This window comes from Mediterranea sp. An20, from assembly GCF_002160055.1.
In the GTDB taxonomy this organism is placed as follows: Bacteria; Bacteroidota; Bacteroidia; order Bacteroidales; family Bacteroidaceae; genus Bacteroides; species Bacteroides avicola.
In genome coordinates this window covers 24,171-42,631 of record NZ_NFJV01000031.1, presented here as the reverse complement: position 1 = coordinate 42,631, position 18,461 = coordinate 24,171, and the positions used below count along the sequence as shown (strand labels likewise).

14 protein-coding genes are annotated in these 18,461 nt (G+C 50.8%); 11 read left to right on the top strand and 3 right to left on the bottom strand.

What is annotated here, in order from left to right:
* Positions 1-523 precede the first annotated feature (523 nt).
* The 11 genes from recJ to dnaG all read left to right on the top strand — a co-directional run bounded on the left by recJ (position 524) and on the right by dnaG (position 13,021).
* Positions 524-2,269 (top strand): single-stranded-DNA-specific exonuclease RecJ, encoded by a 1,746-nt coding sequence (gene recJ / locus B5F34_RS14665; protein ID WP_087340487.1) that lies wholly within the window; start codon positions 524-526, stop codon positions 2,267-2,269.
* A complete protein-coding gene (locus B5F34_RS14660) occupies positions 2,247-4,241 on the top strand; it encodes an ATP-dependent DNA helicase RecQ (protein WP_087340485.1) in 1,995 nt (664 codons plus the stop codon). Before recJ ends, B5F34_RS14660 begins: the two co-directional genes overlap by 23 nt.
* A gap of 43 nt (positions 4,242-4,284) precedes the next feature.
* Positions 4,285-5,244, top strand: a complete 960-nt coding sequence (locus B5F34_RS14655; RefSeq protein WP_087340483.1) for a tetratricopeptide repeat protein — start codon at positions 4,285-4,287, stop codon at positions 5,242-5,244.
* 11 nt (positions 5,245-5,255) lie between these two features.
* Positions 5,256-6,041 (top strand): endonuclease/exonuclease/phosphatase family protein, encoded by a 786-nt coding sequence (locus B5F34_RS14650; RefSeq protein ID WP_087340481.1) that lies wholly within the window; start codon positions 5,256-5,258, stop codon positions 6,039-6,041.
* A gap of 287 nt (positions 6,042-6,328) precedes the next feature.
* Positions 6,329-7,180 (top strand): prephenate dehydratase, encoded by an 852-nt coding sequence (locus B5F34_RS14645; protein WP_087340479.1) that lies wholly within the window; start codon positions 6,329-6,331, stop codon positions 7,178-7,180.
* Between the two features lie 25 nt (positions 7,181-7,205).
* A complete protein-coding gene (locus B5F34_RS14640) occupies positions 7,206-8,366 on the top strand; it encodes an aminotransferase class I/II-fold pyridoxal phosphate-dependent enzyme (RefSeq protein WP_087340477.1) in 1,161 nt (386 codons plus the stop codon).
* A gap of 66 nt (positions 8,367-8,432) precedes the next feature.
* The gene (locus tag B5F34_RS14635) at positions 8,433-9,500 is read left to right on the top strand and encodes a bifunctional 3-deoxy-7-phosphoheptulonate synthase/chorismate mutase type II (protein WP_087340475.1); all 1,068 of its coding nucleotides are present in this window, start codon (positions 8,433-8,435) and stop codon (positions 9,498-9,500) included.
* Between the two features lie 145 nt (positions 9,501-9,645).
* A complete protein-coding gene (locus tag B5F34_RS14630; protein ID WP_087340473.1) occupies positions 9,646-10,419 on the top strand; it encodes a prephenate dehydrogenase/arogenate dehydrogenase family protein in 774 nt (257 codons plus the stop codon).
* A 49-nt stretch (positions 10,420-10,468) separates the two neighbouring features.
* Entirely contained in the window at positions 10,469-10,720 is a 252-nt protein-coding gene (locus B5F34_RS14625; RefSeq protein WP_087340470.1) for a DUF4160 domain-containing protein, read from the top strand.
* Positions 10,662-10,949 (top strand): DUF2442 domain-containing protein, encoded by a 288-nt coding sequence (locus B5F34_RS14620; protein WP_239448988.1) that lies wholly within the window; start codon positions 10,662-10,664, stop codon positions 10,947-10,949. The genes B5F34_RS14625 and B5F34_RS14620 overlap by 59 nt, the downstream gene beginning before the upstream one ends.
* 17 nt (positions 10,950-10,966) lie before the next feature.
* Complete coding sequence (gene dnaG, locus B5F34_RS14615; RefSeq protein WP_087340467.1) at positions 10,967-13,021, top strand: DNA primase; 2,055 nt, start codon at positions 10,967-10,969, stop codon at positions 13,019-13,021.
* A gap of 481 nt (positions 13,022-13,502) precedes the next feature.
* Here dnaG and B5F34_RS14610 read toward each other — a convergent pair whose 3' ends face one another.
* The 3 genes from B5F34_RS14610 to uvrA form a co-directional block, all read right to left on the bottom strand.
* Positions 13,503-15,023, bottom strand: coding sequence for a peptide MFS transporter (locus B5F34_RS14610; RefSeq protein WP_087340465.1), 1,521 nt, complete (start codon positions 15,021-15,023; stop codon positions 13,503-13,505).
* Positions 15,024-15,099: 76 nt separating this feature from the next.
* Entirely contained in the window at positions 15,100-15,582 is a 483-nt protein-coding gene (ybaK, locus tag B5F34_RS14605) for a Cys-tRNA(Pro) deacylase (protein WP_087340463.1), read from the bottom strand.
* Between the two features lie 27 nt (positions 15,583-15,609).
* Complete coding sequence (gene uvrA / locus B5F34_RS14600; RefSeq protein ID WP_087340492.1) at positions 15,610-18,438, bottom strand: excinuclease ABC subunit UvrA; 2,829 nt, start codon at positions 18,436-18,438, stop codon at positions 15,610-15,612.
* Between the last annotated feature and the right edge of the window lie 23 nt (positions 18,439-18,461).

The following is an 18,461-nucleotide window of genomic DNA, read 5'->3' as shown; positions in this document are numbered from 1 at the left end:
TGAGAACATAGTGGTAATTGCTTAAATGTTATACTTGGACACTATAAATTTAATGCTTTTATCGCTATGTTCCTAATTTTCAAAGGAATAATTTCAATCCTTATATCGAACTCACGTTATATTAGGAGCAGAACGCTGATTATCAACAATATACACACTCCTCTGCTTATATACACCGAGAAGTTCTGATTGTTTCGTCATGACAAATGGGTGAATGTACTTCTGTGATAAACAAACATTGAGCTTTACAGGCTCACCACATCGGCAATTACCTTGCGGCAACCTGCATGAAATCTGTCACAGAGATGAGCCAGAGTGACCTATTTTAGACTGATTCTAAAATTTTGATGCGATTGTCCCATATTTCTCAATACTTTTTGCTACCTTTACGACTTGTTGAAGCAAAAGGCCCTGTCGGAACGGAATAATATTTGATTCGACACGTAAGCAATGTGCCCGTACAGTATGCCGAGAGGCCGTTTTCAGCGATTAAAGAAAGAAAAAAGAAAAAACAAAATATAAAATGACGTACAAATGGAATTATCCTACCATCACACCCCAACAGGCAGAAGCAAGCCGGCAGCTGGCACAAGCATTGGGCATTAGTCCGATATTGGCCAGACTACTGACGGAACGGGGAATTACCACGGTTGCAGCCGCACGGAAATTCTTCCGCCCCCAGTTGCCCGACCTGCACGACCCGTTCCTGATGAAAGACATGGACGTGGCCGTAAACCGCCTGAACAAGGCTATGGGCAGGAAAGAACGGATATTAATTTATGGAGATTATGACGTGGACGGAACTACTGCCGTGGCACTGGTTTACAAATTCATCCAGCAGTATTACTCCAACATCGACTACTATATCCCGGACCGCTACAACGAGGGATATGGCGTATCGATGAAAGGAGTGGACTATGCCGCCGAAACAGGTGTCAAGCTGGTTATCGTGCTAGACTGCGGCATTAAGGCTGTAGACGAAGTAACTTATGCCCGCGAAAAGGGAATAGACTTCATTATCTGCGACCACCATGTGCCCGACGACGTATTGCCCCCCGCTGTAGCCATACTTAATGCCAAACGCGAAGACAACACCTATCCCTACGAACACTTGTCGGGCTGCGGCGTAGGCTTCAAGTTCATGCAGGCATTCGCACTGAGCAACGGCATCGAGTTCCACCACCTCATTCCTCTGTTGGACCTGGTGGCGGTGAGCATCGCATCGGACATTGTGCCCATCATGGGCGAAAACCGCATTCTCGCCTTCCACGGACTAAAACAACTCAATTCCAACCCCAGCGTAGGGCTGAAAGCCATTATTGATGTGTGTGGACTGACAGACAAAGAACTGACAGTGAGCGATATTGTCTTCAAGATAGGACCACGTATCAACGCATCCGGACGAATACAAAACGGGAAGGAGGCCGTGGACCTGCTAACGGAAAAGGACTTTTCGACTGCCCTCGAAAAGGCACGGCGCATCAACGGTTACAACGAAACGCGCAAGGATCTGGACAAGACGATGACCGAAGAAGCCAACCATATTGTGGAAGGGCTGACGCATTTTGCTCACCGACGTTCCATCGTGCTCTACAACGAAGCATGGCACCGCGGCGTCATAGGTATCGTGGCATCACGCCTGACGGAGATTTACTACCGGCCTGCCGTGGTACTCACCCGCACTGGAGGACTGGCCACAGGCTCGGCACGTTCCGTGTCGGGCTTCGATGTCTACAAAGCCATTGAATACTGCCGCGACCTGTTGGAAAGCTTCGGCGGGCATACTTACGCTGCCGGACTGTCGATGAAGGTGGAAAATGTGCCTGCTTTCACACAACGTTTTGAGCAATTTGTGTCGCAGCATATATTGCCCGAACAGACCAGTGCTGTCATTGACATTAATGCCGAGATAAACTTCCGTGATATCACACCCAAGTTCTTCAGCGACCTGAAGAAGTTTAATCCCTTCGGACCGGAAAACGTAAAACCTATCTTCTGCACACACAATGTTTACGACTATGGGACCAGCAAGGTAGTGGGCCGCGAACAGGAACACATCAAGCTGGAATTGGTAGACAACCAGTCGAACAATGTGATGAACGGCATTGCTTTCGGACAAAGCTCACACGTACGCTTCATCAAGACCAAACGCTCGTTTGACATCTGCTACACCATCGAAGAAAATACCCACAAAAGAGGTGAAGTGCAACTCCAGATAGAAGACATCAAACCCAACTGGAAAGAAGATGAAGCAGGTAACAGGGAATAACGGAACCGTTCTGCACAGAGAAGAACCTGTACAGAACGGTTCGCTTCCACAAGAGGAAAATATCTATCGCCGCATCCTGAAACAATATTGGGGCTACGATTTTTTCCGGGGCATCCAGGAGGACATCATCCGCAGCATCGGGCGGGGTGAAGACACCTTGGGGTTGATGCCTACAGGCGGTGGCAAGTCGATTACCTTCCAGGTACCTGCCTTGGCCAAAGAAGGGTTATGCATCGTTGTAACTCCTCTCATCGCCTTAATGAAAGATCAGGTGCAAAACCTCAAGAACCGAGGCATACGCGCCCTGGCCATACATGCTGGCATGAACCGGCAAGACATTATCACCACGCTGGAAAACTGCATCTTCGGTCCTTACAAGTTTCTCTATGTCTCGCCCGAACGGCTCGACACCGATATTTTCCGCGCCAAACTGAGCCGAATGCACGTCAACATGATAGCCGTAGACGAAAGCCACTGTATCTCGCAATGGGGCTATGACTTCCGTCCTGCTTACTTGAAGATAGCCGAAATACGTGACTTGCTCCCCGGCGTACCCGTACTTGCCCTCACCGCCACCGCCACACCCCAGGTGGTGGACGACATACAGAAGCGGCTGCACTTCGCCCGCCCCAATGTATTCCGCATGAGCTTCGAACGGCTTAATCTGGCTTACATCGTCCGACACACGGAAAACAAACAAGAAGAATTACTACACATCCTGCACAGCATGGCTGGCAGCGCCATCATCTACGTACGCAGCCGCCGACGCACCAAGGAAATAGCAGAACTGCTAACCGCCGAAGGTATTACGACTGACTACTATCACGCCGGGCTGGATGATGCCACGAAAGACCTCCGCCAGCAACGCTGGCAACGGGGCGACAGCCGGGTTATCGTGGCTACTAACGCTTTCGGCATGGGTATCGACAAACCGGATGTACGCCTGGTTATCCACATAGACTTGCCAGACTCTATCGAAGCTTACTTCCAAGAAGCGGGACGTGCCGGACGAGACGGACAAAAAGCTTATGCCGTCATACTCTATGCACAATCAGACAAGACCCAACTGAAACGCCGCATCCCTGATGCGTTCCCCGACAAAGAATATATTAAAGATGTGTACGAACACCTGCAATATTATTACCAGATGGCCATGGGTGACGGAGCCGGCTGCGTACGCGAGTTCGACATCGAAGACTTCTGCCGCAAGTTCAAATACTTTCCCGTACCTGTAGACAGCGCCTTGAAGATACTCACACAAGCAGGTTATTTAGAGTACACCAACGAAGAGGACAACACCTCGCGCTTGCTTTTCACCATCCGACGCGATGAGCTTTATCGCCTGCACGAAACAGATGCCGACACAGAACTGCTCATCCGTACCCTGCTCCGCAATTACACAGGGCTGTTCACAGACTACGCTTTTATCAATGAAGATACGCTGGCCACACGCACCGGTTTTAAACGGCAACATGTCTATGAACTGCTGCTGCGACTCTCACGATTGCACATCGTAAGTTACATTCCCCGGAAAAAAATTCCACATATTATATATACGCGAGAAAGAGTCGACATTTCGGAAATCAGTATCCCTCCCTCTGTCTACGAAGAGCGCCGAAAACGCTACGAACAACGCATCGAAGCCATGCTGGATTATGCTGCAAACGAAACGGTATGCCGCAGCCGGATGCTGCTGCGTTATTTCGGAGAGAAAAATGAACACAACTGCGGACTCTGCGACACGTGTCTGACATTGCGCAACAAGCAGAAAAACCCCACGCCCAGCCCCAAGTCTATCCGCACAGCCATCATACAGACACTGAAGAGCACCCCGAACCTGACTCCCGCACAAGTGGCAGGCACGGTAGCAACAGATAAAGATATTGTGGCAGGCATCTTGCGCGACTTAATGGATGAAAGAATCCTCACCTGCGAAAACGGCCTGCTGAAAATGCAGGAAGTAACCAAATAATTCATTACTTTTGCAACCAAAACACTAACAACAAATATCAACCATGGGATTTTTTAAATCTTTCTTTTCGGGCAAACCCGACAACCCGATGGCCGAACAGGAAAAGGCCAAACAAAAGAACTTCGATATATTCAAGTACGACGGAATGCGTGCCCAACGCATGGGACGGCAAGACTATGCCATCAAATGCTTCACGGAAGCACTGGCCATCCACGAAGATTTTGAGACACGCAGCTACTTGGCACAGGCTTACGCACAAACCAACCAATTGGAACAAGCCCGGCAACAGTTGGAGCAGATGGTACAGCTCGAACCTGAACATACCTCCACTTTCCTAACCTTGGCCAACATCTGCTACATGCAGGAAGACTATCCGGCTATGGCCGAAGCTGCCCAGAAAGCCATTGCTCTTGAAGAAGGCAACGCCATGGCACACTATCTGCTGGGTAAGGCAGACAACGGACAGGGCAACAGTCTGATGTGCATCGCCCATCTCACCCAAGCTATCACCCTGAAAGACGACTTCAACGAAGCCAGGCTGCTCCGTGCCGAGGCATTGACACAAATGAAACAATACAAAGAAGCTTCGGAAGACATTGAGGCCATTCTGGCTCAAGAACCCGATGAAGAAAGCGCTCTCTTACTGCGTGGGAAAATAAATGAAGCTACAGGCAATACTGCGAAAGCGGAAGAAGACTATCGCCACGTCAGCGAAGTAAATCCTTTCAACGAACAAGCTTTCTTGAGCCTCGGACGTCTATATCTGTCACAAGGCAAGCCCACAGAAGCTATCGGACTGCTGGATGAAGCCATTGAACTGAACCCCGACAGCCCTGCCCTCTATCACGAACGGGGACGAGCCAAATTGCTGAACGGCGATAAGGAAGGTTCGGTGGAGGACCTGAAGAAAGAACTGGAACTGAACCCTAAAGAAGCGGAAGCTTTCAACGGGGAATATAACAACAAACCACTGGTACAAACAGGAGATATTCTGGGATTATAAACAAAAGAAATATGAAATACCAAACAGTTTTACTTATGCTGCTGGCCGCCACGCTGCTGGCATGCAACGGAAAGAAACAACCACAAGTAGCAGAAAGCAATCCTGCTACAGACATCAGTCTTATGACCTACAACGTACACAACTGCATCGGCTTGGACGGTAAACGCGACTACCAACGCATTGCCGAAGTCATCCGTCAGGCCAATCCCGATGTGGTGGCCTTGCAGGAACTGGATAGTGTAACGGGGCGTAACGGTGGAATATATGCCCTTGACAGCCTACGTATCATGACAGGCATGAATGCTTTCTTCTCCGCAGCTATCCCTTATGATGGAGGAAGCTACGGCATCGGAATTCTCTCTAAAGAAGCACCAATCAGTTGCCGGACGCTGCCCATGCCCGGACGAGAAGAGGCACGGACCCTGATTCTGGCAGAATTCAATGACTATGTGTTCTGCGCCACACACCAGTCGCTGACACCAGAAGACCAAGAGGCCTCTGTCCCACTCATCCTACAGGCCCTTGACAGTATAGGAAAGCCCATATTCCTGGCTGGAGACATGAATTCACAGCCGCATGAAACTCCTCAGCAACTCCTGAGGCAACACTTCACTACCCTAAACGACACAGCTGCCAATACCTACCCCGCCGACCAACCCAATGGATGCATTGATTATATCTATGCTTTTTCAGGCAATAATTACCGCTTTGAGGTGAAACAAGACACAGTCATTGCAGAGACTGCCGCATCGGACCACCGACCGGTATTGGTAACCGTCCAAGTACAGAAACAGTAATTTTGCTACATTTCGCGAAAAAAACGCCAACTTTTGTTTGTATTTCAAAGAAAAGCATTACTTTTGCCACGTAATTAAACCGAGAAATAAAAAACAGAGATTATGAAGTCATTTAACTACGCATATTACTTCTTCTTTTACTTTTACTTTAGCCACAAAGTAGAGCGGGAGTTTGTATGTGTCAAGTGACAGTGACGCTTAAGAACTGAAACAGGAACTTAAATGAAAAAAATATGAATCCCGCTCCCACGACTGGAAGCGGGATTTTTTGTTAGACACAACAACGTATGAAACGAATAGCTATCCAAGGAACGCTGGGTTCCTACCACGACATCGCGGCACACCGCTACTTCGAGGGCGAAGACATCGAACTGATTTGTTGCGCTACCTTCGAAGAAGTGTTCGGGGCCATCCGAGAAGACAGCCACACCATAGGCATGCTGGCCATAGAGAACACCATAGCCGGTAGCCTGCTACACAACTACGAACTGCTGCGCCAGAGCGGCACGCAGATAGTGGGTGAATACAAACTGCGCATCAGCCATAGCTTCGTCTGCCTACCCGAAGAAGACTGGGCAGACATCACCGAAGTTAACTCCCACCCCATCGCCCTGATGCAGTGCCGGGAGTTTCTGAACCGCCACCCACAGATTAAGGTGGTAGAAGCCGAAGACACCGCCCTAAGTGCCGAAATCATCCACCGCGAACACTTATGCGGGCATGCAGCTATCTGCTCGAAACATGCTGCCGAAATGTATGGCATGAAGGTGCTGGAAGAGGGTATCGAAACGAATAAGCACAACTTTACCCGTTTCCTCGTCGTGGCAGATCCCTGGCAGGTGGATGACCTGAACCGCCAACGTACCCACGAACCCAATAAGGCCAGTGTGGTATTCACGTTGCCTCACCAGGAAGGGAGTCTCTCGCAGGTGCTCAGCATCCTGTCGTTCTACCGCATCAACCTCACCAAGATACAGTCGCTGCCTATCATCGGGCGCGAATGGGAATATGAATTCTACGTGGACGTCATGTTCGACCAGATGTTGCGCTACAAACAGGCCATCGCGGCCATCAGTCCACTAACCAAGCAACTTAAAATATTAGGAGAATACGAAGATGGAAAAGCAAGCATCCAGTAAAGCTACGAGTAACGAGCTACGAGCTATGAATTATAAGCCGGCCGACCGCCTGTCGGGCGTGAGCGAATACTACTTCTCGCGTAAACTGAAGGAAGTGGCCGAGATGAACGCACAGGGCATGGACGTCATTAGCCTGGGCATCGGCAGCCCTGACATGCCGCCTTCGGAAGAGACGATACATACCTTGTGTCAGGCCGCCAACAACCCCGACGGTCACGGCTACATGCCCTACGTGGGCATACCCGAACTGCGGCAGGCCTTTGCCGACTGGTACCGCCGCTGGTATGGCGTGGAGCTGGACCCGAAAACGGAAATCCAACCGTTGATTGGCTCGAAAGAGGGCATCTTGCACGTCACGCTGGCCTTCGTCAACCCCGGCGACCGGGTGCTGGTGCCTAATCCGGGCTACCCCACATACACCTCGCTCAGCAAGCTTTTGGGCGCAGACGTTGTTCCCTATGATCTAAAGGAAGAGGACGGATGGATGCCCGACTGGGAACAGCTGGAAGCGATGGACATGACGGGTGTCCGTCTGATGTGGACCAACTATCCGAACATGCCTACCGGTGCTCCCGCCACACCAGAACTGTACAAACAGCTGGTGGACTTCGCCCGACGGCGGCATATCATCATCGTCAACGATAACCCTTACAGCTTCATCCTCAACGACCATCCCCTGAGTATCCTCGCTGTGCCCGGTGCCAAGGAGTGCTGTATCGAGTTCAATTCTATGAGTAAAAGTCACAACATGCCCGGCTGGCGTATCGGCATGCTCGCCTCGAACGCGCAGTTCGTCCAGTGGGTCCTGAAGGTGAAGAGCAACATAGACAGCGGCATGTTTCGCGCCATGCAGTTGGCTGCTGCCACAGCCCTGGAGGCCGACACAAGCTGGTACGAGGGTAACAACCAGAACTACCGCCGCCGCCGCGCCTTGGCCGAAAATATCATGCACGCCTTAGGTTGTACATTCGACCCGAAGCAGGCCGGCATGTTCCTCTGGGGGAAGATTCCCGACACATACAACAATGTAGAGGAACTGACCGAGCGCGTACTACACGAAGCCCGCGTTTTCCTGACCCCTGGCTTCATCTTCGGCTCGAATGGGGCGCGGTACATCCGCATTTCGCTCTGCTGCAAAGATGAGCGGTTGCAAGAAGCACTGGAACGCATCCAACGAGTCTTCTGAAAAGCCCGTGCACGCGGTTCAAACTAATTAAGAAAGAAATACAAAACCTATAAATACAAAACAATTATGGAACTCCAACTCGAACCCATCAAGCTGCCCGGCGTCCCCGAAGAACGCCCGCTGGTCATCGCCGGCCCATGCAGCGCCGAGACAGAAGAACAAGTAATGAACACCGCCCGCCAACTCGCCGACAAGGGGCTGAAAATATTCCGCGCCGGCATCTGGAAGCCCCGCACCAAACCCGGCGGCTTCGAAGGTGTGGGTGTCGAAGGCCTGGCTTGGCTTAAAGAGGTGAAACAGGAGACAGGCATGTATGTCTGCACCGAAGTGGCTACCGCCAAGCATGTCTACGAATGCCTCAAGGCTGGCATCGACCTGCTTTGGATAGGTGCACGCACCACAGCCAATCCCTTTGCCATGCAGGAGATAGCCGACGCACTGCGCGGTGTGGACATCCCCGTATTGGTGAAGAATCCTGTCAACCCAGACCTCGAACTGTGGATTGGCGCCTTGGAGCGTATTAACCAGGCCGGATTGAAAAGGCTTGCCGCCATCCACCGCGGTTTCTCCAGCTACGAAAAGAAAATCTACCGTAACCTGCCGCAGTGGCACATCCCCATTGAATTGCGCCGCCGCATCCCGCAACTGCCCATTATCTGCGACCCCAGCCATATCGGTGGCAAGCGCGAACTTATCGCCCCGCTGTGCCAACAGGCTATGGACCTGGGCTTTGACGGCCTCATCATCGAAAGCCACTGCTCGCCTGACCAGGCCTGGAGCGACGCTGCCCAACAGGTGACACCCGATGTGCTGGACTACATCCTCAACCTGCTCGTCATACGCGACACCCAACAGAGCACCGAAAACCTCAGCGAACTGCGAAAGCAGATAGACGAGTGCGACAACGACCTCATCCAGATACTGGCCAAACGCATGCGCATCGCCCGCGAAATCGGCACGTACAAGAAAGAGCATGATATGACCATTCTCCAGACGGGCCGTTATAACGAGATACTGGACAAACGTGGCTCGCAGGCCTCGCTCTGCGGCATCGACCCAGAATGCATCAAGAAAGTATTTGAGGCCGTACACGAAGAGAGCGTACGCCAGCAAATGGAAATCATTAACAAGTAACACAGCCTCCTCCAAACCTCCCCCCGAGGGGGAGGCTTGCGAACGGCAAGAAATATGTAGTTTTGTCATTAAGTAACAACCTTTTAATAAACTATCCTCCTAAGTTCCCTCCCCTCGGGGGAGGGTCAGGGAGGGACTATTAATTATGAGAATACTGATCCTCGGAGCCGGCAAGATGGGCTCCTTCTTTACAGACCTGCTGAGTTTCCAGCACGAGACAGCCGTATACGATACAAACCCGCATCAGTTGCGGTTTGTCTACAACACCTACCGATTCACCACCCTGGACGAAATCAAGGAGTTCGAACCCGAGTTGGTCATCAATGCCGTCACCGTCAAATACACCCTCGACGCTTTCCGCCAGGTGCTGCCCGTCCTTCCTAAAGACTGTATCATCAGCGACATCGCCTCCGTGAAGACCGGACTGAAAAAGTTCTACACCGAGAGCGGCTTCCGCTACGTTTCCACCCACCCGATGTTCGGCCCCACCTTTGCCAGCCTCAGTAACCTGAGCAACGAGAACGCCATCATTATCACCGAGGGTGACCACTTGGGCCGCATCTTCTTCAAGGACCTATACCAGACGCTGAAACTCAACATCTTCGAATATACCTTCGATGAGCATGACGAGACGGTGGCTTACTCCTTGTCCATCCCGTTTGTCTCCACCTTTGTCTTCGCTGCCGTCATGAAGCACCAGGAAGCGCCCGGCACCACATTCAAGAAACACATGGCCATCGCCCGCGGCCTGCTCAGCGAAGACGACTATTTGCTGCAGGAAATCCTATTCAATCCCCGTACCCCCGCCCAAGTGGAGAACGTCCGCCTTGAACTGAAGCAACTGCTGGAGATTATCACCAACCGCGATGCCGAGGGGATGAAGAAATATCTGACAAAGATTCGGGGGAAGATAAAGTGATTATTGTAGGATTATACTTATCTTCGCAAACAAAAACAACGCACAGGCCATGAGTCCCAAGTTCAGACAAGAAGACGGATATACTTTCAAAATCTACTCAAACGAGGAAGAGAGAAAACATATCCATGTGGTCAAAGCCGAATATGAAGCCAAGTTTTGGTTAGAGCCAAACATAGAACTGGCCGAGAATTACGGCTTCAACACCAAAGATTTGAAGAAGATAACCCAAATCATAGAACAATATGGAAACGAATTCAAACAACAGTTTGCAGCCCACATCGGTAAGCGTCTTGATGATTAATTCACAAGGCATGATGCTGTCTGTCCTGGGACAAGACTACTTTGTATCCTACAACCGCGTACCTTGGTTGCGCGATGCCCGGGTCAGCAGTGCGCTGAACGTCCGGATGTGTGGCCAGAATGCCATCGAATGGCCGGAGTTGGATGTTGACCTCGAAATCGAAAGTCTGAAACATCCCGAACGCTATCCATTAGTGATGAAACGATCGTCTCTGGATGTAATTTTATAAGGAGAAGGTTGCAATAAATGATAGACCACTCCACCATCGACCGCATCATGGACGCGGCGCAAATCTATGACGTCGTGTCCGACTTCGTCACCCTGCGCAAGCGCGGGGTGAACTACGTGGGCCTGTGCCCCTTCCACGATGACAAGACGCCGTCGTTCTATGTCTCGCCTGCCAAAAACCTCTGCAAGTGTTTCGCTTGCGGCAAGGGAGGTAACCCCGTGCACTTCATCATGCTGCACGAACAGCTTTCCTACCCCGACGCCCTGCGTTTCCTGGCCAAGAAGTACCACATCGAAATCCAGGAACGCGAACAGACCGCCGAAGAGAAAGCCGCACAGACCGAGCGCGACAGCCTTTTCATCGTCAACCAGTTTGCCTGCGACTACTTCCGCCGCACCCTGCGCGACACGGACGAAGGGCGCAACATCGGCATGGCCTACCTGCGTAGCCGTGGCTTCCGCGATGACATCATTGAGAAGTTTCAATTGGGTTACTGTACCGAAAGCCACGATGCCTTTGCCAAGGAGGCCCTGGCAAAAGGTTACCAGCAAGACTACCTGGTGAAAACGGGTCTTTGCTACGAAACAGACGACCACCGTTTGCGCGACCGCTTCTGGGGCCGCGTCATCTTCCCTTTCCATACACTGAGCGGTAAGGTGGTGGCTTTCGGTGGACGTGTATTGGCCTCTGCCACCAAGGGTGTCAAGATGAAGTATGTCAACTCACCCGAATCGGAGATTTACCACAAAAGCAATGAACTGTATGGCATCTACCAGGCCAAGCAGGCCATCGTGAAGCAAGACCGCTGCTTCTTGGTGGAAGGCTACACGGATGTCATTTCCATGCACCAGAGCGGTGTGGAGAACGTTGTCGCTTCGTCGGGAACTGCCCTGACCACCCATCAAATCAAACTGATACATCGTTTCACCAACAACCTCACCGTGCTCTACGACGGCGATGCTGCGGGCATCAAGGCTTCTCTGCGTGGCATCGACATGCTGTTGGAAGAGGGCATGAACATCAAGGTCTGCCTCCTGCCCGACGGCGACGACCCCGACTCCTTTGCACGCAAGCACAACTCCACAGAATTCCAGACATTTATCCGCGAGCACGAAACGGACTTCATCCGCTTCAAGACTAACCTGCTGATGGAAGACGCGGGTCGCGACCCTATCAGACGCGCCGAGCTAATCGGCAGCTTAGTGCAAAGCATTGCCGTCATCCCCGAAGCCATTGTGCGCGATGTCTACATCAAGGAGTGCGCCCAACTGCTACACGTTGAAGACAAACTGTTGGTATCTGAAGTGGCCAAGCGACGCGAAAAGCAGGCCGAGCAACGTGCCGAACAGCGCGAGCGCGAACGCCGCCAGGCCCAGGCACGTGCCACTGCCACCCAGGAAGGAGAGACCGCGCCCACCGATGTTCCGCCTCCTCCTGCCGAAGAAGATGTCCCTGCTCCTGCCCCCGTGGACAACTACCAGTCGTTCATCCCCCAGGAAGACAAGGAAGGCCGCGAGTTCTACCGTTACGAACAGCTCATCCTCCAGATGGTTGTCCGCTATGGCGAACGCGTCATGTGCAACGTGCCCGATGACGAAGGCCATGAGGTGCCCGTCACTGTCACCGAATACATTATCTCCGACCTGCAGCAAGACGAACTGGCCTTCCATAACCCCCTTCACCGCCGGATGCTTCAGGAAGCTGCCGAACGTATCCACACCGAGGGCTTCTGCGCCGAACACTATTTCCTCAACCATCCCGACCCCGCTATCAGCCGACTTAGCGCCGAATTAGTGAGCGACCGCTATCAGTTGAGCAAATACCACTACAAGAACCAGCATATCGTCACCGATGAAGAGCGACTCTACGAATTGGTGCCCTTGCTGATGATTAACTTCAAGTACGCCATTGTCAGCGAGGAACTGACTCACCTCATGCGCGCTCTGCAAGACCCCGCCGTACTGGCCGACAACGACCGTTGTACCGCCGTACTGACTCGCTACAACGACCTGCGACAAGTGCAGAGCCTCATGGCCAGGAGACTGGGGGACCGGGTGGTTCTCAAGCTTTAATGATAAGCTCTTCACTGAAAACAACCAAGCGCTAAGCAGTCCGTTTCCAGGAGCTAAGCAGCGGACACACAAGGAAACCACACGCCAAGGTTGTGAAAGATGCGTGAAGGAAGTATCTTTCACAGCAATTTGCTGTACAGCAATCATTTGCAGGATGGTGAAGGCGTGAAGGCAATAAAGGGAATTCTTTGTTTGTGGTGTGAAGGTTAGAAAATATTGGCACGCAAATGACACAGACTAAAACAGATTCCAACAGATTCAGCCAGGTACAAAACAATCACCTGTAATCTGTAGCCGCCTGTCACATCCGTGTCATCTGCGTGCCCTAATTCTTAATCACATCAGGAAAAGGCATTCAACGCTTCTGAAATGCAGAGTTAGCTTGCTCAAGTGCCATTTTAGCTCGCTCAAATGCAGAGTTAGCTCGCTCAAATGCAGGGTTAGCGTCATAAACCTTTTCCCATCGCTGCCGAAACATCAATCAGGCTACTTTCTCCAGACGCTTCATGACGGAGAAAATGAACAGGGCAGCCAACAGGCAAAGTACCATAAGCACACCCCAAACTACCCACAAAGGCATGTCGCCCCACAACCAGGCTGCAACAGCTGTCAGGTAGTTACCAATAGCCGTGGCCACAAACCAGCCTCCCATCATCATACCTTTATACTTGGGAGGAGCAACCTTTGACACAAACGAAATGCCCATAGGCGACAGCAACAGTTCAGCAAAGGTCAGCACCAAGTAAGTAGAAACTAACCAGGAAGGAGAAACAAAGGTACCTGCATCGCCAGCAGCAGCCTGCTCGGTGGGCGAAAGCAATCCCATGGAAGCAACAATCATCACTACATATCCGCAAGCGGCAACCAACATACCCAAACCAATCTTACGCGGTGCTGAAGGCTCTTTACCCTTGCGGGCCAAAGAACCGAAAATAGCCATGGAAACAGGAGTCAAAGCCACCACAAAGAAAGGATTGAAGTGCTGGAAGATAGGAGCGCTGACAGCAATGCTTCCCTCAAGAATAGAATAACGGTAAATCAGGAAAACCACAGACAGGATTATGACAATACCAGAAATGAGTTTGGCTTTGCCCGTCTTGCTCTGGAAAAGAGAGAACAGAGAATACACAATGAAAATGACTGCTACAAGGTTCAGCACATCGAACATCATACTCTCCAAACCGGATGAGCTCTTGGCAGTGAATTCATCGGCAAAATAAGTCAGCGTCAAACCGTTCTGATGGAAAGCCATCCAGAAGAAAATAACCACGGCAAACACCAGACAAAGAGCCACAATGCGGTCTTTGGTTTCGCGTGGAGAAAGTTCTTCGTGGTGTTCCACCGTATTCTTTGTTTCAACCTGCTTGGTAGAACCCTCCACATGACGGAAAGTACGGCGGAAACCGTAATAAATGGCCATGGAAACAATAAGCGACACACAAGCTACGGCAAAAGCGAAATGATAAGAGTCATTCACGCTCACCCCCCAGGTGTGCTGGGCATAATCCATAATCTCAACCGCAGCCGTCGGGGCAAAAAGTGCGCCGATGTTGATTGCCATATAGAAAATAGAAAATGCAGAATCGCGTTTCGAGGCATATTCGGGCGAATCATAAAGATTGCCGACCATAACCTGAAGGTTTCCTTTGAAAAGTCCCGTACCTGCACTGATAATAAACAGAGCGGCAAACATACATACCCAAGCTGCCATGCCGTTACCTAAAGGCAAAGAAAGAAGCACATATCCTACAAACATGGCTATAATGCCCACTGTAACCATCTTTCCATAACCAAACTTATCGGCCAGAATACCACCAATAAACGGCAGGAAATAAACCAATGCCAGGAAAGTAGAGTAAATAGTACCCGCCGTACCGGGTGACAAATCGAAATTGGCTTTCAAAAACAATACAAAAATAGCCAACATCGTGTAGTAACCAAAGCGCTCGCCGGTATTGGCCAGCGCCAACGCATATAAACCTTTCGGTTGTCCTTCAAACATACGAATTAGATATTAGATGAGTTAAATTAAATAAGTTTTTAAAATCAGGTGCAAATATAAACATTTTGTAGGATTATCAAACAAACAACTCGCAAACTTCTGCATTTGACTCACGAATCAGGTCCTGAGGAGAAAGCTTCAGCTGAAGTCCGCGTACACCGGCACTGACATAAATATAGGGGAAATCCAGACAAGTGCGGTGGATATAGGTCGGAAAAGCTTTCTTCATGCCGATAGGCGAACAGCCTCCACGGATATATCCGGTCAGTGGGAGTAATTCCTTGACGGGAATGAGGTCGCACTTCTTATTACCACTTACCCGGGCAGCCAATTTAAGGTCAATCTCATGTTCACCAGGAATAACACAGACAAAATATCCCGACTTGTCTCCATGCAAGACCAGCGTCTTAAACACACATTCGATATCTTCACCCAACGAAGCAGCTACATGCACGGCACTAAGATCGTTTTCGTCCACTTCATAAGGAATCAGTTCATAAGCCACCTTATCTCTGTCTAAAAGACGGGCGACATTGGTTTTATTGATTTTCTGTTTCATACGTAAGTATTTTATAAGTTGCACACGTCATCCGTGCAGTTCCTGCCTGAGGAACCTTGGCGTAAACCCACGGTCGCTCATAGCCACCTCTTCGGGCGTACCACACGAAAGGAGCTCTCCTCCGCCCCGTCCTCCTTCAGGACCCATATCAATGATATAATCGGCCATCTTGATAACATCCAGGTTATGTTCGATGACAATCACGGTGTTTCCCTTGTCCACCAACCGGTTGAGCACATTCAGCAAAACCCGTATGTCTTCGAAGTGCAATCCGGTGGTAGGCTCGTCCAATATATAAACAGTCTTGCCCGTATCACGTTTGGAAAGCTCGGTCGCCAGTTTCACACGCTGGCTCTCACCACCGGACAATGTAGTGCTCGGTTGCCCCAGCTTGATATATCCAAGGCCCACGTCCTGCAACACCTTTATCTTATTTAATATAGAAGGAACATTCTCAAAGAACTCCACAGCCAAATTGATAGTAAGATCCAACACATCAGCTATAGACTTACCCTTATAACGCACCTCCAATGTCTCCCGGTTATAGCGTTTTCCGTGACAGACCTCGCAAGGCACGTAGACATCAGGCAGGAAATTCATCTCAATTGTCTTGTAACCATTTCCTTGGCACGCCTCACACCGCCCGCCGCTCACATTGAAAGAGAAACGTCCCGGCCTGTAGCCACGCATCTTCGACTCCGGCAACCCGGCAAACAGGTCGCGTATGTCTTGAAAGACACCCGTATAAGTGGCAGGATTCGAACGGGGGGTACGCCCTAAGGGAGACTGGTCGACATTGACCACCTTGTCGATATACTCCAGTCCTTCTACAGACGTATAAGGCAAAGGTTCCTGGAGGGAACGGTAGAACCGCTGCGAGAGAACAGGCTGCAAGGTTTCGTTGATAAGAGTAGATTTGCCGCTTCCCGACACACCGGTGACGCATATCAGCTTCCCAAGTGGGAACTCCACATCTACGTTTTTCAGGTTGTTGCCCCGTGCTCCTCTCAGCCAAAGCGAGTGACCGTTTCCTTCTCGGCGTGTGGGCGGCACTTCAATGGCAAGCTCTCCGTTGAGGTATTGCGAGGTAAGGGTATGTGTGCGGAGCATCTCTTGGGGTGTACCGGCAAAGACCACTTCACCTCCCAAACGACCGGCTTTCGGCCCCATATCAATGATGTAGTCGGCAGAAAGCATCATGTCTTTATCGTGTTCCACCACAATGACCGTATTGCCAATATCGCGCAATTCCTTAAGAGAGTGAATAAGCCGTTCGTTGTCACGCTGGTGCAGGCCAATGCTCGGTTCATCCAGAATATAAAGCACATTTACCAGCTGGGAACCAATCTGAGTGGCCAGACGGATACGCTGGCTCTCCCCACCGGAAAGGCTCATGGAAGTCCGGTTGAGCGAAAGATAATCCAATCCCACGTCCAGCAGGAACTTCAGGCGTGTACGGATTTCCTTCAAGATTTCGGCAGCTATCTGTCTCTGCTTTGAAGTCAGAAATTCATCCACGTGCATCAGCCAGTCATACAACTCACTTATATCCATGGCTGCAAGCTGATAGATATTCTTATCGTGTATACGGAATGAGAGCGCCTCGCGGTTCAGACGTGCACCGTGACACTCCGGACATACATCAGTCTTGGCAAACTGCTCGGCCCATTTGCGGGCTGTGGCGGAAGCATCACTATCCTGAAGCATCTGTATGTATTTCACCACGCCTTCAAACACTACAAAGTAATCGGAAGAAGTACCCACCAGCGAACTTTTTATTTTGAGCCGTTCATCCGATCCATAGAGCACGTCATCGACTGCTTCGTCGGGCAAGTCCTGCACGGGAGTCTTGAGCGTGGCTTCGTATTTCTCCAGCAAAGCTGCTATCTGCCAGAATATCATGCTGTTCTTATACTTTCCCAAAGGAATGATGGCACCTTCGGCAATAGAAAGCGAACGGTCGGGGATGACTTTGTCTATGTCTATCAGGTTCACCACACCTAACCCCTTGCACTTAGGACACGCCCCCTGCGGAGAATTGAACGAAAAATTATGCGGGGCGGGTTCACGATAGGAAAGCCCGGTGACAGGACACATCAGCCGCTTACTATAGTGGCGCACTTCATTGGTCATGGTGTCAAGCACCATCAGCAGACCGTCTCCCTGTTTCATAGCCGTGGCCACAGAGTTTTTCAGGCGGGTATCGTCCTTGTCTTGGGGAATCAGTTTGTCGATGACAACCTCTACATCATGGTTCTTGTAACGATCCAGCTTCATGCCCGGCAGAGCCTCACGCACCTCTCCATCCACACGCACATAAAGATACCCTTTCTTACGCACTTGTTCAAACAACTCTTTATAATGCCCCTTTCGGTTGCGTACCAGCGGAGCAAGAAGAAAAATCCGTTTGTCTTTGTATTCGTGCAGAATAAGGTCGATAATCTGTTCCTCCGTGTACTTCACCATCTTCTCGCCAGAGAGGTAAGAATAAGCCTCACCGGCGCGGGCATAAAGCAGGCGGAGGAAGTCGTAGATTTCGGTAGTGGTCCCCACGGTAGAACGCGGATTTTTGTTGGTAGTCTTCTGTTCGATGGAAATGACCGGGCTTAATCCCGTAATTTTATCCACATCGGGGCGTTCCAGATTGCCCAGGAAATTCCGTGCATAAGCCGAAAAGGTTTCAATGTACCGGCGCTGCCCTTCGGCAAACAAGGTATCGAAAGCCAACGACGACTTGCCGCTGCCGCTCAAGCCGGTAACGACCGTCAGGCTATCACGGGGGATTGATACGTCGATATTCTTCAGGTTGTGCACGCGGGCACCATAAACGTTTATGTATTCTTGTTCTTCTTGCATGAAAGTTAAATTATCGGGTCGAG

Excerpts from the sequence above, each read along its gene's own strand:
- B5F34_RS14635 (WP_087340475.1), top strand. The coding sequence starts at position 8,433 with ATGGAACTCCAACTCGAACCCATCAAGCTGCCCGGCGTCCCCGAAGAA.
- B5F34_RS14630 (WP_087340473.1), top strand. The coding sequence starts at position 9,646 with ATGAGAATACTGATCCTCGGAGCCGGCAAGATGGGCTCCTTCTTTACA.
- B5F34_RS14610 (WP_087340465.1), bottom strand. The coding sequence starts at position 15,023 with ATGTTTGAAGGACAACCGAAAGGTTTATATGCGTTGGCGCTGGCCAAT.
- B5F34_RS14650 (WP_087340481.1), top strand. The coding sequence starts at position 5,256 with ATGAAATACCAAACAGTTTTACTTATGCTGCTGGCCGCCACGCTGCTG.
- B5F34_RS14625 (WP_087340470.1), top strand. The coding sequence starts at position 10,469 with ATGAGTCCCAAGTTCAGACAAGAAGACGGATATACTTTCAAAATCTAC.
- dnaG (WP_087340467.1), top strand. The coding sequence starts at position 10,967 with ATGATAGACCACTCCACCATCGACCGCATCATGGACGCGGCGCAAATC.
- B5F34_RS14655 (WP_087340483.1), top strand. The coding sequence starts at position 4,285 with ATGGGATTTTTTAAATCTTTCTTTTCGGGCAAACCCGACAACCCGATG.
- B5F34_RS14645 (WP_087340479.1), top strand. The coding sequence starts at position 6,329 with ATGAAACGAATAGCTATCCAAGGAACGCTGGGTTCCTACCACGACATC.
- ybaK (WP_087340463.1), bottom strand. The coding sequence starts at position 15,582 with ATGAAACAGAAAATCAATAAAACCAATGTCGCCCGTCTTTTAGACAGA.
- B5F34_RS14640 (WP_087340477.1), top strand. The coding sequence starts at position 7,206 with ATGAATTATAAGCCGGCCGACCGCCTGTCGGGCGTGAGCGAATACTAC.
- uvrA (WP_087340492.1), bottom strand. The coding sequence starts at position 18,438 with ATGCAAGAAGAACAAGAATACATAAACGTTTATGGTGCCCGCGTGCAC.
- B5F34_RS14620 (WP_239448988.1), top strand. The coding sequence starts at position 10,662 with ATGGAAACGAATTCAAACAACAGTTTGCAGCCCACATCGGTAAGCGTC.
- B5F34_RS14660 (WP_087340485.1), top strand. The coding sequence starts at position 2,247 with ATGAAGCAGGTAACAGGGAATAACGGAACCGTTCTGCACAGAGAAGAA.
- recJ (WP_087340487.1), top strand. The coding sequence starts at position 524 with ATGACGTACAAATGGAATTATCCTACCATCACACCCCAACAGGCAGAA.